Origin of the sequence: Rheinheimera sp. (assembly GCF_037442525.1) — a bacterium.
In the GTDB taxonomy this organism is placed as follows: Bacteria; Pseudomonadota; Gammaproteobacteria; order Enterobacterales; family Alteromonadaceae; genus Pararheinheimera.
Map to the genome: position 1 here is coordinate 488,884 of NZ_JBBIQD010000001.1, position 14,712 is coordinate 503,595.

The window sequence follows — 14,712 nt, forward strand, 5'->3', positions numbered from 1 at the left end:
CTCTGCACCTGTGGCTCTGCAGAGCAAAAAAAGGCGACTTGCGTCGCCGGTTTTTCAGCTGGCTGCAGCACCTGCAGCCAGACCAGATCAATTATTGCGGCTTGGCGACCACAGAAATACCCAACTCGGCCAATTGCTGCGGGTTGGCAAAACCTGGCGCATCAGTCAGCGGACAGGCCGCAGTGGCTGTTTTCGGGAACGCCATCACATCACGAATCGAGGTGGCGCCCGTCATCAGCATCACCAGACGGTCCAGACCAAAGGCCAGGCCGGCATGTGGTGGCGCACCGTAACGCAACGCTTCCAGCAGGAAACCAAACTTCTCAGCCGCTTCTTCATCGCTGATGCCCAGCAATTTAAAGACTTTGGCCTGCACTTCTGAGTTGTGAATACGGACAGAACCACCCCCCAATTCAGTGCCATTGAGCACCATGTCATAAGCATTGGACAACAGATTGCCCAGTTCCAGCTGGTCCATGGGGGTGTCCAGAAACGCCTGGGTATCCAGTGGCGAGGTGAACGGGTGATGCACCGCAGAGAAGCTGCCATCATCGTTTTCCTCAAACATAGGGAAATCGACCACCCACAATGGCTTCCAGCCAGGAACTGTCAGACCTAAGTCTTCACCCAGTTTCAGACGCAGCGCGCCCATGGCTTCACACACCACTTTATAGCGGTCTGCGCCAAAGAAAATCAGGTCGCCGTTGTCAGCGCCAGTGCGGCTCAGCAATTCAGCGACAATGTCCGCCGTTAAGAACTTGGCCACAGGGGACTGAATACCATCCAGGCCAGCGGCTTTGTCATTCACTTTGGCCCAGGCCAGGCCTTTGGCACCATAAATGCCAACAAAGGCGGTGTACGCGTCAATGTCTTTGCGCGATACTTTTTCTGCCGCACCTGGCACTTTTAACGCCACCACCCGACCTTTCGGGTCGTTGGCCGGGCCAGAGAATACTTTGAAGTCGACGTCTTTCACTAAATCGGCAATGTCCACAAACTGCATTGGATTGCGTAAGTCCGGCTTATCAGAACCGTACAGGCGCATCGCTTCGTTAAAGGTCATTTGCGGGAACTCGCCTAAATCGACATTCAACTGCTGTTGAAACAGCTGGCGAACCATTTTTTCCGTGACTTCACGCACTTCAACCGCGCTCATAAAGCTGGTTTCGATATCGATTTGAGTGAATTCAGGCTGACGGTCTGCCCGTAAGTCTTCGTCGCGGAAACACTTCACAATTTGGTAGTACCTGTCCATACCAGACATCATCAGCAACTGCTTAAACAGCTGTGGCGATTGTGGCAATGCAAAAAACTGACCTTTGTGGGTGCGGCTTGGCACCAGATAGTCACGGGCCCCTTCAGGGGTCGCCTTGGTCAGGATCGGGGTTTCGATGTCCATAAAACCATGGCTGTCCATAAAGTTACGGACAAAACTGGTGACTTTGGCACGAAACTTCAGACGGTCGCTCATCAGCGGGCGACGCAGGTCCAGGTACCGGTATTTCAGACGCTGCTCTTCACTGTTGTTCTGGTTAAAGTCCAGCGGCAGCGCCGGAGACTTGTTCAGAATAGTCAAGGCTGAAGCATAAACTTCCACTTCACCGGTCGCCATGTCTTTATTCACCTGCGACTCCGGACGGGCCCGCACAGTACCAGTGATTTGCACACAAAACTCATGCCGCAGGCCGGACGCCTGTTCAAACAATTCGGTTAAATCCGGATCAAAGAATACCTGCACCAACCCCTCTCGGTCCCGCAGGTCGATAAATATCAGACCTCCTAAATCACGACGGCGATTCACCCAACCGCACAGGGAGACTGTCTGGCCTACGTCTGAAGCCTTTAATGAACCACAATAATGGCTGCGCATTGCTTATCCTTTAATCCGAGCTATTTGTCAGCAAAAATGAGGGCTCATTATATAGAAATGAAGGGCTTTGTCACGGCTTCCTGCTGCTGAATCTGTATTGGTTTTTTCCCTGTTGCTTCACCTGATACATCAACTGATCCGCCACTTTCAGCAGTTGCGTGGCATCTGTACCATCCTGCGGATACACCGAAATGCCAATACTGGCAGAAACCCGGATCTGACAGACCGACAACACCATCGAGTCTTCCAGACACTGCAAAATTTTCTCTGCCACTATAGCCGCATCGTCGCGGTCAATCAGCCCCGTCAGCAATAGCACAAATTCATCGCCACCAAAGCGGGCCACTGTGTCCGTTTTGCGCACACAATATTTCAATACCTGCGCCAGCTGTACCAGAAGTTCATCCCCAACATCATGACCATACTGGTCATTGACCTGTTTAAAGCCGTCCAGATCCATAAATAACACAGCCAGCAATTCATTGTGCCTGGCATGCTGGTGAATAGCACTTTGCAACCGCTCCATAAACAAGGAACGGTTTGCCAGTTGGGTCAACTCGTCGTGACCGGCCATAAAACGCATTTTTTCTTCCATTTGCCGGCGTAAATTCACTTCGCGACGCAACGAATAATTCCAAATCCAGAACACCAGCACCACGGCCACTGCGACAGCCACCACCTGCAGGATCAGCTCAATCAACCGGCTTCTGTCGAGGCCCTGTTGAACATGCAAGTTCAACCATTTGTCCTGAATGGTTTTTCTGTCAGCATCACTGATGGTTTTAATGCCTTTATTCAGCAACACCCGCAGCTGAGCGTAATTTTTATGAATCGCAAAGTAAGAGGGTTCAGCTGGCAGATCCGCCGGGATCTGAACCCGCAAATTGATCAGTGCAGGGTCTGTCAGCACCACCCCCACCGCCACTATATTGTCCAGTACAAAATCCACTTCGCCTTTCAGCATGATGTCAACCGCCTGTTCAATACTGGGCACGGCAACAAGCTGATGCTGAGGGAAGGATTTACGAAATTCGTGCAGATACTGATAATCCTGCATCATGGCAATACGTTTGGGTGACATCGCTGCCACAGTCTGCACCGACTCCTGCTGTGCCTGTCCCAATAGCACCCACTGCAAGGTCCAATAATCCACACTGAAGTCAGCATAGGCCTGACGTTCCGGCAAATCGGACATATTGGCCACAGCCGCCAGCTTGCCCTGTTCAAAGTCAGTCACCAACTGCGACCAGTTGTGGTAAGGTTTGGCGGTCAATCTGGCGCCTAAACGTTGATTCAGCAGGGCCAATACATCCGCTGTCATGCCCTGGAACTGCCCATTCTGACCGATGAATTCGATAGGCGGCCAGTTGGCCATTACACCGACATTCAGCTCTTGCTGTGCCAGTTGCATTTCATCCGTACTCAACGGCACCTGCTCACGAAACTTCCGGTAGTACGCTGACATCGCAGGGTCCAGCCAGCGCTGCTCCAATGTGATCAATTCGTCCAGACTGATCTGGGCAAAACCTTGCTGGATCTGCTGATACAGCAGTTCATTCCCAGGGCGGATCAGTGAATGAATCGCACTGTCAAAGCGGGGTTCGCCCAGAGCAGTAAAAGCGGAACCGCTGTTCATTTCATTCAGCCGTTTGACCACCATCAGATCAGCCGCAAAAAAACCGACTATCTGCCTGCGCTGGGCAGCATCGATCATCGCTTCCAGAGTGCGGTATTCCTGCCAAAGGATACCGGGGTACTGGCTTTTTAAATCAGCCGCATAAGTGGATGTATGCATAAGACCAATGCGTTTGCCAGCCAAATCCGGCAGGCCTGTAACAGGCGTAGAACTCAAGTGATAAAACGAAGAACTCAGGTTGTACAGATGGTAGGCCGACTGCAACCCGGCCATTTTTTCCGGGTGCTGCATCTGTGCCATTTGCACATCAATGCGGCTTTTATGCAGATAGGCCAGCAGATCGTCCGATTGCCCAGGCATAAAAGCCACCTTGATACCGGTTTTCTCTGACCATAAGCGCCAGATATCGACAAAAAGCCCTTGTACCTCACCGGACTGGCTGACATGCATAAAGGGTTGATTGCCGACTGAGACGCCAATCAGCAGGCTGCCAGGGTCCGTGGCCACCCCCAGCCATTTCCGTTCAAGTTGACCGATGAATTCAGCAGACACGGCGGATGCCGCTTGCTGCAGAGCCTGCTGCAACTTTTTGTTGTTTTTATGGGTGGCAAAAGTCAGCTGAATTTGCTGCAAAGGAATTTTTTTATACAGAGGAAATAACAAGTCCAGCTGACTGAATTCCGGATACCTTGGAGACAGCCGGTCCAGACCGGTAAAGGCTTTAATTTCTCCGGCCAGCGCGGCTTTATACAGAGCGCTGGCATGGGGGTAAGTTTTCAGCGTAATGTCCGGCAGCACCCGTCGCAGCAGTTCCGCATGGGTAGCGTTCGCCACAGTCCCCACCACCAGAGGTAACAAGTCGGCCAGACTGATCACCCGATTCAGATCCCGATGCACAAATACATTGCTGGTCAGTTCCAGATAACTTTTTCCCAGCAAAAACTGTTGAGCCCGCACCGGCGTTTCTCCCAGACCGCCGTGAAAATCCACTTTTTGTTCCGCCAGTAACTGCAGGCTTTGTGGCCAGTCGACTGCTATAAATTCCAGATCCAGGTGCTGCGCTTCGGCCACCTGCTGCCAGAAATCCACCACCAGGCCTGCAGGACGGCCTTGTTCATCGGTAAACATATAAGGGTAGGAATCATTGGAAACAGCTACTTTCAGTTGCGCCTTTAAGGCAGAGAGTTCCGCAGCCTGTAGTAAGGGCGCCAGTAACAGCATCAATACACAACTTAGAATCCTGAACATAGCGCCTGCATCATAATTTTTCGTACACTACGCGACTTTGGGGTTGCCAGCGTAAACGGATAAGATGACTTTGTATTTAGGCTGCCCGGTCTGGGCCAATACAGACTGGAAAAATCTGTTATATGACAATGACCTGGCGCCATCTGATTTCTTAGCTAACTATAGCCGCTTTTTCAATTCGGTCGAGGGCAATACCACTTTTTACGCCACACCGACGACAGAAAACATTCAGAAATGGCTGCAGCAAAGCCAGGCAGACTTTCGTTTTACGCTGAAATTACCCCGCAGCATCAGCCACCTGTTTGATCAGTGGCAACCCGAACTGCTGCAGCAGTGGTTGCAACTGTTTTTGCCACTACGCAACAAAATTGGCCTGCTGCATTTGCAATTGCCAGCGCATTTCAGCCCGGCGGCTATGCCCTGGTTGCAACAAATGCTTGGCGCAGTGCGGCCTCTGTACCCTTTGGCTGTAGAAGTGCGGCACCCGGCATTTTTTGACAAAGCCGAACACGAAATCCGGCTGAACCGGCTGCTGCGGGATTGGGAAACAGAGCGGGTCATTTTTGATTCTCGTGCGCTGTTTTCGGTGGCTCCAACGACAGTCCAACTGGCCGAAGCGCAGCGTAAAAAGCCTTATTTGCCTGTGCACGCCATAGCACTGAGTCAGACGCCGATGCTGCGTTTTGTCGGAGTCGATGATCCAGACAGGAACCGCCTTTATTACCAACCATGGCTGGCCAAGGTGCGGCAATGGCTCCATGAAGGCCGCAGCCCCTATCTGTTTTTTCACAGCCCGGACAATCAAACCTCACCGCTGCTGGCCCGTCAGTTTGTGCAGGAATTGGGCATCAACCACCCGATTTTGCAGCCCTGGCTGGCACCGCCGCCTCAGTTAAACCTGCTCTGAGTTCGCAGCGTCATTGAATTCAGGTAAACTGACGACCGTTTTTTTGCTGCCGGTACCTTTTATGAACAAAGATCAGATTTATGCCGACCCTCTGGGTCATATTCAGGATTTCCGTTTTGACGCGGCCGTGGTCGATGTATTTCCTGACATGATCCAACGTTCGGTACCGGGTTATCAGACCATCATTCAGACCATTGGCAAATTAACCGCCCGTTATCAGCAGGCGAACAGCCGCTATTACGATTTGGGTTGCTCCTTAGGTGCGGCCACTCTGGCGATGCGCCGCAATATAGAAGCTGAAGGTTGTGAAGTCATAGGTGTGGATAACAGCGACGCTATGGTTACCCGCTGCCAGAGCCATTTGCAGGCGTTTCGCTCCGACGTGCCAGCCCGGGTTGAACTGGGCGATATCCGTCAGGTTGAGATGAGCAACGCCGCCATGGTGGTCAGCAATTTTACCCTGCAGTTTTTACCGCCCGACGACAGGGATCTGCTGGTCCAGCGCATTTATCAGGCGCTCAAACCCGGTGGTATTTTTGTGTTGTCAGAAAAAATTGTCGAGCCGGATGCACTGATTCATGAGTTGTTGATTGACCTGCACCATGACTTTAAACGTGCCAATGGGTACAGCGAACTGGAAATCAGCCAGAAACGTACCGCCCTTGAAAATGTGATGCGCCCGGACAGCAAAGTTCAGCATCAGACCCGGCTGGAAGCCGCAGGTTTCAGTCATATCAGTGTCTGGTTTCAGTGCTTTAACTTCTGCTCCATGGTTGCCATTAAACAAGGAGCCCCAACATGAGCCGTTTTAACGCCTTTTACCAGCAAATCGCCGCCAACGGTTTGGCCCACTGGCTGACCAGCCTGCCAGCTCAGCTGGAACAGTGGGAAAAAGACGCTTTGCATGGCGATTTTAAGCAGTGGCAAAAAGTGCTGGAGCATTTGCCAGAGAGCCCCTCAGGCACTGTGGAGCTGAAAACTCAGGTCAGCTTTGGTGATGCAGACGCCTTGTCAGAAGGCGCACGTCAGCGCCTGCAAGTCCTCCTGAAACAACTGATGCCGTGGCGCAAAGGGCCTTTTACCCTGCATGGCCTGACCATCAACACCGAATGGCGCTCCGACTGGAAATGGGACCGGGTGTTACCCCACCTCAGCCCGCTGGCTCATAAAACGGTATTGGATGTGGGCTGTGGCAGTGGCTATCACTTGTGGCGGATGCGTGGCGAAGGCGCAGGTTTTGTCGTGGGCATCGACCCTTCTCAGCTATTCTATTGCCAGTTTGAAGCCATTAAACACTTTAACCCAGATCCGGCGGTGCATTTGTTGCCCATTGGTATCGACGAGTTACCGGCTTTAAAAGCCTTTGACACCGTCTTTTCGATGGGCGTGTTGTATCACCGCCGTTCCCCTATTGATTTTTTAACTCAGTTGAAACAGCAACTGAAGCCAGGCGGCGAACTGGTGCTGGAAACCCTGGTGGTCGAAGGCGATGTTCACACCGTGCTGGTTCCCACTGACCGCTACGCCAAAATGCGTAATGTCTGGTTTATTCCCAGCGTGCCCGCGCTGCTGCTGTGGCTGGAACGGGTGGGCTTTAAAGAGGCCCGCCTGGTCGATTTGTCGGTAACCAGCCTGGAGGAACAACGCCGCACCGACTGGATGGAAAATGAAAGTCTGATTGATTTTCTTGACCCCGCTGATCATAGTAAGACTATTGAAGGGTATCCGGCTCCGCTGCGCGCCGTGATTATTGCCCGCAACTGAGCCTCAGCCCCGGAGACACTGAATGCCGTACCGTCCCAAATCCACCATGGAGCAATGGCGTATTCTGCAGGCGGTGGTGGATGCTGGCGGTTACGCCCAAGCGGCTGATTTATTAAATAAAAGCCAGTCGTCTTTAAATCACGCTGTAGCCAAGCTGCAATCCCAGCTGGGGGTTGAACTGCTGGAAGTCAAAGGCCGCAAGGCGTTTTTGACCGAAGCCGGTGAGGTGATGTTACGCCGCTCCCGCTTCCTGACCCAACAAATTGAAGATTTGGAACTCCTGGCTTCCAACCTGAATATGGGCTGGGAACCGGAAATCCGCATTGCGGTTGAACTGGTGTATCCAAAGCAGATTTTGTACCGCGCCCTCGCCAGGTTTCATCCTCTGTCACGCGGCAGCCGTATTCAGATTATTGATACAGTGATCACCGGCTCTACCGAAATGATTCTGGAGCATAAAGCCGATTTGGTCATAGCGGGGTCCAGCAGTATTCCGCGTGGCTTTATGGGCGAGCCTTTAACCGTGACTCAGATGTTTCCGGTGGTAGGGCCGCAACACCCGCTGGCGTCGGAACTGTCGCTCGATCTGAATGATTTAAGCCAGCATCTGCAGATTGTGATCCGGGACACCGCCAGCAAACCCAAAGATATTGGCTGGCTGAAAGCGGAGCAGCGCTGGACAGTCAATAACTTTTTTGAAGCGCTGGATATAGTGCGCTCAGGCCTCGGATTTTGCTGGTTGCCCGACTTTATTATTCAGGATGCGCTGGACGCAGGTCAGATTGTCCGGCTTAATATTCCCTTAAGTTCAGCCCGGGTGGTGCCGTTATCACTGGTGACGCCCAAAGAAGAGACTCTGGGACCGGGCAGTAAACAACTGCGGGAACTGCTGCTGGCAGAGCATCAACAACAAGAATGAACTGAGGAACTGAACTATGGACCAAAAACAAATTACTGAACTGATGCAGAGCGCCAGCATCGACGCCATCAAGTTTGTTTCCGACTTTACCGGTGTGGAGCTGGATTTCAGTCTGGAATCTATAATCCAGCTGGATCAGGTTCTGGCCCAGCTGAAACAACAGCATCAGCAAAAACACTATACAGCTGCAGAGCTCTTTACCTTAAGCTCGATCCTGGGCGCTTACACCGGCGAAGTCTTTATCCGTCACCGTGCCGGCCATTGGCATTATGACCAAAGCAACAGCGCCGAACCTTACACGGCGGTGAAGGTGAACGACAAAGATTTCCCTTTTGCTTCCATCTGTTATCACCAAATTGTCAGCCGTCCTGAAATGAGTTTATCTGCCTATTTTGCCAAAGCTTCAGAGGGTATTCGTCAGTAAATCCTTTTGTCAGCGGCAGTTCCAAGGTAAAATGCGCGCAATTTTTTTAGACCAACCTTTTCTAGCCATTGGGGACAGCCGTGAGCGAGCAAAAAACGTCGTTAAGTTACAAAGACGCTGGTGTGGATATTGACGCAGGTGAAGCTTTAGTTGATCGAATTAAAGGCGCGGTAAAACGCACCACCCGCAAAGAAGTAATTGGCGGTCTGGGTGGTTTCGGCGCTTTATGCCAAATCCCTGCCGGTTACAAAGAACCAGTTCTGGTGTCAGGTACAGACGGTGTCGGCACCAAGTTACGTCTGGCGATGGATTTAAAACGTCACGATGGCGTGGGTATCGACTTGGTCGCCATGTGCGTCAATGACATTGCCGTATCCGGTGCTGAGCCTCTGTTTTTCCTCGATTATTACGCCACAGGCAAACTGGACGTCGATACGGCCGCTACTGTGGTGGAAGGTATTGCCGAAGGGTGCCATCAGGCCGGTTGTGCGCTGGTTGGTGGTGAAACCGCTGAAATGCCTGGCATGTACCACGGTGAAGATTACGACATCGCCGGTTTCTGTGTCGGTGTGGTGGAAAAAGCCGACATCATTGATGGCAGCAAAGTCAAAGCTGGTGATCAGCTGATTGCACTGGCGTCTTCAGGCCCTCACTCCAATGGTTTCTCTTTAATCCGGAAAATTCTGGAAGTCAGTGGTCAGGACCCGCACACTCAGCTGGAAGGCAAAAGCATTGCTGACCACCTGCTGGCGCCTACCCGTATCTACGTGAAAAACCTGCTGGCGCTGATTAAAGCCCTGCCGGTGCATGCACTGTGCCATATCACAGGCGGTGGTTTCTGGGAAAATATTCCCCGGGTGCTGCCAGAACAGACCAAAGCCGTGATCAATGAAAGCAGCTGGCAGTGGCCTGCGGTGTTTAACTGGTTACAACAGCAAGGCAATGTTGAACGCTACGAAATGTACCGCACCTTTAACTGTGGTGTTGGCATGATTGTGGTGGTTCCGGCCGAGCAGCTGGATGCAGCCCTGACGCAACTGAAAGCCGCCGGCGAAAACGCCTGGCATTTAGGTGAAATTCAGACCGCCTCCGCAGACGAAGCTCAGGTCGTTATCCACTAATGAAATCCATTGTTGTACTGATCTCCGGCTCAGGTTCCAATCTGCAGGCAATCCTCGACGCCTGCAGTGCCGGTTTTATCCCTGGCCGGGTGAAGGCGGTGATCTCCAACAAAGCATCGGCCTATGGCCTGAAACGTGCTGAAACTGCCGGTGTCACCTCTGCGGTGCTGAGCCACAAGGACTACGATAGCCGCGAAGACTACGACACCGCCTTAATTCAGCTGATTGACAGCCATCAGCCTGATTTGGTGGTACTGGCCGGTTTTATGCGTATTCTGACCCCGGCTTTTGTGGCACATTATCAGGGGCGTTTGCTGAATATTCATCCCTCGCTGCTGCCCAAATACCAGGGTCTGAATACCCACCAGCGTGCTATAGATGCCGGTGACACCGAACATGGCTGCTCAGTCCATTTTGTCACGGCAGAACTGGATGGTGGGCCCGTGGTGCTGCAGGCCAAAGTGCCTATTTTTCCGGAAGACGATGCCGAACTGGTGGCTGCACGGGTGCATGAGCAGGAACACCGCATTTATCCTTTGGTGGTGCGCTGGTTTTGTCAGCAGCGTTTACAACAGAAAGCAGATCAGGCATTGTTAGACGGCCAGGTCTTATCTGAACATGGATACGCTGATGACGAGGACAATGACTAAATGGCGCTTCATAGCGCCGTTTTTTTTACTGTTAACCCCGCTGCTTCTGCAGGCTGAAGAGCCGGCGCCAGCTCAGAGTCTTACTCTTTTTGATGCCAAATACGATGCCTTTCGCTCCGGTAAAAAACTGGGCGAAGCCAAACGCTACCTGAAACAAACTGACAGCGGCTATGAACTGGGCTATAGCAGCGACGTCAGTTTTCTGATCTTTGACGATAAACGCTCAGAAACATCCTGGTTTGTACTGCAGCAAGGCCGGGTGCAGCCTCAACGTTACCTGATGCAGCGCACTGGTACCGGCAAAGACCGCTATTACGAGCTGAATCTGGACTGGAGCCAGCAGCAACTGCTGGTTGGCAAAAAACGTCAGCCGAAAACCCTGCCTTGGAATGCGCAGTGGCTGGACGCTTTGGGCTATCAGACCCAACTGGTGCTGGACTTGAAAGCCGGCAAAACCGACTTTGTCTACCAAGTGCTGAATCGCGACGGCAATGAGCGCGAGTACCATTACAAAAAAGCCGCGGAAGAATTAGTACTGCTGCCTTACGGTAAGCTGAAAACCATCCGGATTGAACGCACAGAAAAAGACAAGCAGGTGCTGGCCTGGGTGGCACCAGAGCTGGATTATCTGCTGGTCCGTTTATGGCAGGCCGAAGATGGCGTCGAGCAGTTTGATATTCAACTGTCAGAACTGAACGGTCAAACCGGCTCACCTAAATAGAACAGCTGGCTTTGGCCTGGTTGCATCACCTGCCACTGCTCATTACAGGTCAGTGGCATGGTGGCGATCACTGACACCACATCCTGGTCCGTGGTTTCCTTGGCAAAGTCGATATCCAGATCCACATCGGATAAACGCGCCACTCCAAAAGGAGCCCGTCTGGTGATCCAATGCAGTTTAGTGCTGCAATAGGCCAGCAGGTATTCCCCATCCGACAACAGCAGGTTAAAAACCCCCAGGGCCTGTAGCTCCGGACAGACAGCCGCCATAAACTCAAAAGCAGCCCTGTTATCCGCTGGTGCGGTTACAAACTGCTGCTCCAGCCGGTGCAGCAAATAACAAAAGGCATGTTCACTGTCGGTTTGCCCCACCACCAGGTGCTGCCCAACCGGTAGTTGCTCAAACCCGGTCAACTGGCCGTTATGGGCATAAGTCCAGTAACGGCCCCACAAAGTCCGGGTAAAGGGATGGGTATTTTCAAGCCCAATACCACCGCTGTTGGCCTGACGGATATGGGCCACCAGACTGGTACTTTTCAGTGGATAGTCCGTTAATAAACGGGCAATTTCAGATTGATAACTGGGTGTCGGGTCCTTGAAACTGGTGACGCCTTTGCCCTGATAAAAGGCCACACCCCAGCCGTCTTTATGTGGGCCTGTTTTACCGCCCCGCTCCCGCAGGCCTTTAAAACTAAAACAAAAATCGGTCGGCACATTGGCCGACATACCTAAAAGTTCACACATAGCAGCTATTGAAAGGTCTGAGCCATTGGGAATGAATTTACAGGCAGAGTGCAACAAAAACTGACAGCGAATCAAGCCCAATCTCAAGGAATGACTTGCATCTTAGCCCCGCTCACACTACTCTAGGTCGATAGTGGTCTGACCTCTAGATTTCAGGAGTATATGATGGACGTTTTAATTTTATTACTTGTGCTGTTTTTTACAGTCGCGGTGCTGGCCTACCACAGAGCCAGCCTGAGCCTGTTTACTGCAGCTATTGCCATTGAACTGGCTGTTGCGACTTTCACAGACACTGTGGGGCTGGCCAGCTGGATTATTTTTGCACTGCTTGCGGCGCCACTGAATATTGCTTCCGTGCGTCAGACTTACCTGACCAAACCGCTGCTGAAGCTGTACCGTAAAATTATGCCTGAGATGTCTTCCACTGAAAAAGAAGCGATAGACGCTGGCACCACCTGGTGGGAAGGTGATTTATTCCGCGGCTCACCGGACTGGCACAAGCTGCACAACTTTCCGAAACCACGCTTAAGCCCGGAAGAACAGGCTTTCCTCGACGGCCCCTGTGAAGAGTTGCTGCGCATGGTGGACGACTGGCACATTACGCATGAACGTGCCGACATCCCGCCCCAGGTCTATCAGTTCCTGAAAGACAATGGCTTCTTTGCCATGATCATCAAAAAAGAATACGGTGGTCTGGAATTCTCTGCCTATGCCCAGTCTTGTGTGCTGCAAAAACTGACCAGCAAGAGCATGATACTGTCGAGTACCGTCGGTGTGCCTAATTCGTTAGGCCCTGGCGAGTTGTTGCAACATTATGGTACCAAAGAGCAGCAGGACTACTACCTGCCGCGTCTGGCCAAAGGCCTGGAAATCCCTTGTTTCGCGCTGACCAGCCCGGAGGCGGGTTCAGATGCTGGTGCTATCCCTGATGTTGGTGTGGTCTGTAAAGGCCAGTGGGAAGGCAAAGAAGTGCTGGGCATGCGTTTAACCTGGAACAAACGTTACATCACGCTGGCGCCTATCGCTACCGTGTTAGGCCTGGCTTTTAAACTGCAAGACCCGGACAAACTGCTGGGTGATAAAGAAGATTTAGGCATTACCTGTGCGCTGATCCCAACCAGCACCCCAGGTGTGAAAATCGGCAACCGCCACTTCCCGCTGAATGTGCCGTTCCAAAACGGTCCGACACAAGGCAAGGACGTCTTCGTACCGCTGGATTACATCATCGGTGGCCCGAAGATGGCCGGTCAGGGCTGGCGTATGCTGGTGGAATGTCTGTCCGTAGGCCGCGCTATCACGCTGCCATCCAACAGCACTGGCGGTATTAAAGCAGCTGCGCTGCTGACCGGTGCGTACGCCCGTATCCGTCGTCAGTTCAAACTGCCTATCGGCAAAATGGAAGGTATTGAAGAAGCACTGGCCCGTCTGGGCGGTTACGCTTATATGTCAGAAGCGTCCACCACCATGTCGGTCGGTTCCATTGACCTGGGCGAAAAACCTTCGGTGGTATCGGCTATTACCAAATTCCATATGACTGAACGCATGCGTCAGGCCATTATCGATGCGATGGATATCCACGGTGGTAAAGGCATCTGTATGGGCCCGAACAACTACCTGGCCCGCGGTTACCAGGGTGCTCCAGTAGCCATTACGGTGGAAGGTGCCAATATTCTGACCCGCAATATGATTATCTACGGTCAGGGCGCTATTCGTTGCCATCCGTTTGTGCTGGCTGAATTACAGGCGGCTGGCCTGGACGATGAGCGTGCTGCTGTCACCGCCTTTGATCGTGCCTTGTTTGGCCATATTGGTTTTGCCATCAGCAACTTCTTCCGTTCTGTCTGGTTGGGTCTGACCAATGCGGCCTTCTCACAAAGCCCATACAATGACGCCACAGCCCGTTACTACAAACAGATGAACCGCTTCAGTGCAGCACTGGCGCTGATGTCAGACGTAGCTATGGGAACCTTAGGCGGCGATTTAAAACGCCGTGAGCGTATCTCTGCCCGTTTGGGTGACATTCTGAGCATGCTCTATATCACGTCAGCCGTATTAAAACGCTTTAACGATGACGGTCGTCCGGCGCAGGATCTGCCTTGTGTGCAGTGGGCCTGTGAGGACAATCTGTACAAAGCGCAGCAGGCTTTGGACGAGCTGATGGATAACTTCCCGAACCGCGCCGTCGGTGTGGTACTGGGTAAATTGCTGTTCCCATGGGGCCGTCGTTTACGTAAACCTTCGGATCAGCTGGATCATCAGGTTGCCCGCATTATGCAAACGCCTTGTGAAGCCCGTTCACGTCTGGCGACAGGTGTCTACCTGACAGTTGAACCAAACAACCAGATTGGTCTGATTGAAAAAGCACTGACGGACATCCTGGCTGCCGAGCCGCTGTTTGATAAAGTAGCGCAGGCTGCTGGCAAACGTCTGCCCTTCTACCGTTTGAATGAAGTGGCGGAATTGGGCCTGTCGTTAGGTGTCATTACCGAGCAGGAAGCAGAAAAGCTGCGTGTTGCGGAACAAGGCCGCCTGCATACCATTAATGTCGATGATTTTGAACCGACCTATCTGGCCGCAGATAAATCCTTGTTTGCAGAAACTGCAAAGTCGTCTTCTGCAGCCGCCTGAACCGGCACAGCTCTGACTGAAAAGCCTGCCTGAGTGCAGGCTTTTTTTTGCCTGCTAACCAGCAAACATAAACAATGCACC

Annotated in this window: 12 protein-coding genes; 9 read left to right on the top strand and 3 right to left on the bottom strand. The window is 52.3% G+C overall.

Annotated features, from left to right (window positions below; translation table 11 throughout):
- Window positions 1-91: 91 nt before the first annotated feature.
- Window positions 92-1,870, bottom strand: a complete 1,779-nt coding sequence (gene aspS, locus WKJ03_RS02295) for an aspartate--tRNA ligase (RefSeq protein WP_337840537.1) — start codon at window positions 1,868-1,870, stop codon at window positions 92-94.
- Window positions 1,871-1,940: 70 nt separating this feature from the next.
- Complete coding sequence (locus tag WKJ03_RS02300; RefSeq protein WP_337840538.1) at window positions 1,941-4,754, bottom strand: transporter substrate-binding domain-containing protein; 2,814 nt, start codon at window positions 4,752-4,754, stop codon at window positions 1,941-1,943.
- A gap of 64 nt (window positions 4,755-4,818) precedes the next feature.
- Here WKJ03_RS02300 and WKJ03_RS02305 point away from each other — a divergent pair, with 64 nt between their 5' ends.
- The 8 genes from WKJ03_RS02305 (at window position 4,819) to WKJ03_RS02340 (ending at window position 11,260) form a co-directional block, all read left to right on the top strand.
- On the top strand, window positions 4,819-5,661 hold the full coding sequence (locus WKJ03_RS02305) for a DUF72 domain-containing protein (protein ID WP_337840539.1): 843 nt from the start codon (window positions 4,819-4,821) through the stop codon (window positions 5,659-5,661).
- A 61-nt stretch (window positions 5,662-5,722) separates the two neighbouring features.
- A complete protein-coding gene (gene cmoA, locus WKJ03_RS02310; RefSeq protein ID WP_337840540.1) occupies window positions 5,723-6,463 on the top strand; it encodes a carboxy-S-adenosyl-L-methionine synthase CmoA in 741 nt (246 codons plus the stop codon).
- Entirely contained in the window at window positions 6,460-7,425 is a 966-nt protein-coding gene (gene cmoB / locus WKJ03_RS02315; protein ID WP_337840541.1) for a tRNA 5-methoxyuridine(34)/uridine 5-oxyacetic acid(34) synthase CmoB, read from the top strand. The genes cmoA and cmoB overlap by 4 nt, the downstream gene beginning before the upstream one ends.
- A gap of 22 nt (window positions 7,426-7,447) precedes the next feature.
- Window positions 7,448-8,344: a LysR family transcriptional regulator gene (locus WKJ03_RS02320; RefSeq protein ID WP_337840542.1), complete on the top strand. Its 897-nt coding sequence runs from the start codon at window positions 7,448-7,450 to the stop codon at window positions 8,342-8,344.
- Window positions 8,345-8,360: 16 nt separating this feature from the next.
- Window positions 8,361-8,768 (top strand): hypothetical protein, encoded by a 408-nt coding sequence (locus WKJ03_RS02325; protein WP_337840543.1) that lies wholly within the window; start codon window positions 8,361-8,363, stop codon window positions 8,766-8,768.
- Between the two features lie 80 nt (window positions 8,769-8,848).
- On the top strand, window positions 8,849-9,889 hold the full coding sequence (gene purM, locus WKJ03_RS02330) for a phosphoribosylformylglycinamidine cyclo-ligase (protein WP_337840544.1): 1,041 nt from the start codon (window positions 8,849-8,851) through the stop codon (window positions 9,887-9,889).
- The gene (purN, locus tag WKJ03_RS02335; RefSeq protein ID WP_337840545.1) at window positions 9,889-10,539 is read left to right on the top strand and encodes a phosphoribosylglycinamide formyltransferase; all 651 of its coding nucleotides are present in this window, start codon (window positions 9,889-9,891) and stop codon (window positions 10,537-10,539) included. Before purM ends, purN begins: the two co-directional genes overlap by 1 nt.
- Window positions 10,520-11,260, top strand: a complete 741-nt coding sequence (locus WKJ03_RS02340; RefSeq protein ID WP_337840546.1) for a DUF3108 domain-containing protein — start codon at window positions 10,520-10,522, stop codon at window positions 11,258-11,260. The genes purN and WKJ03_RS02340 overlap by 20 nt, the downstream gene beginning before the upstream one ends.
- Here the strand turns inward: WKJ03_RS02340 and WKJ03_RS02345 are convergent.
- Window positions 11,239-12,003, bottom strand: coding sequence for a class II glutamine amidotransferase (locus tag WKJ03_RS02345; protein ID WP_337840547.1), 765 nt, complete (start codon window positions 12,001-12,003; stop codon window positions 11,239-11,241). The genes WKJ03_RS02340 and WKJ03_RS02345 overlap by 22 nt on opposite strands.
- Window positions 12,004-12,168: 165 nt before the next feature.
- Between WKJ03_RS02345 and fadE the strand changes: the two genes are divergently transcribed.
- Window positions 12,169-14,631, top strand: coding sequence for an acyl-CoA dehydrogenase FadE (gene fadE / locus WKJ03_RS02350; RefSeq protein WP_337840548.1), 2,463 nt, complete (start codon window positions 12,169-12,171; stop codon window positions 14,629-14,631).
- Window positions 14,632-14,712 lie beyond the last annotated feature (81 nt).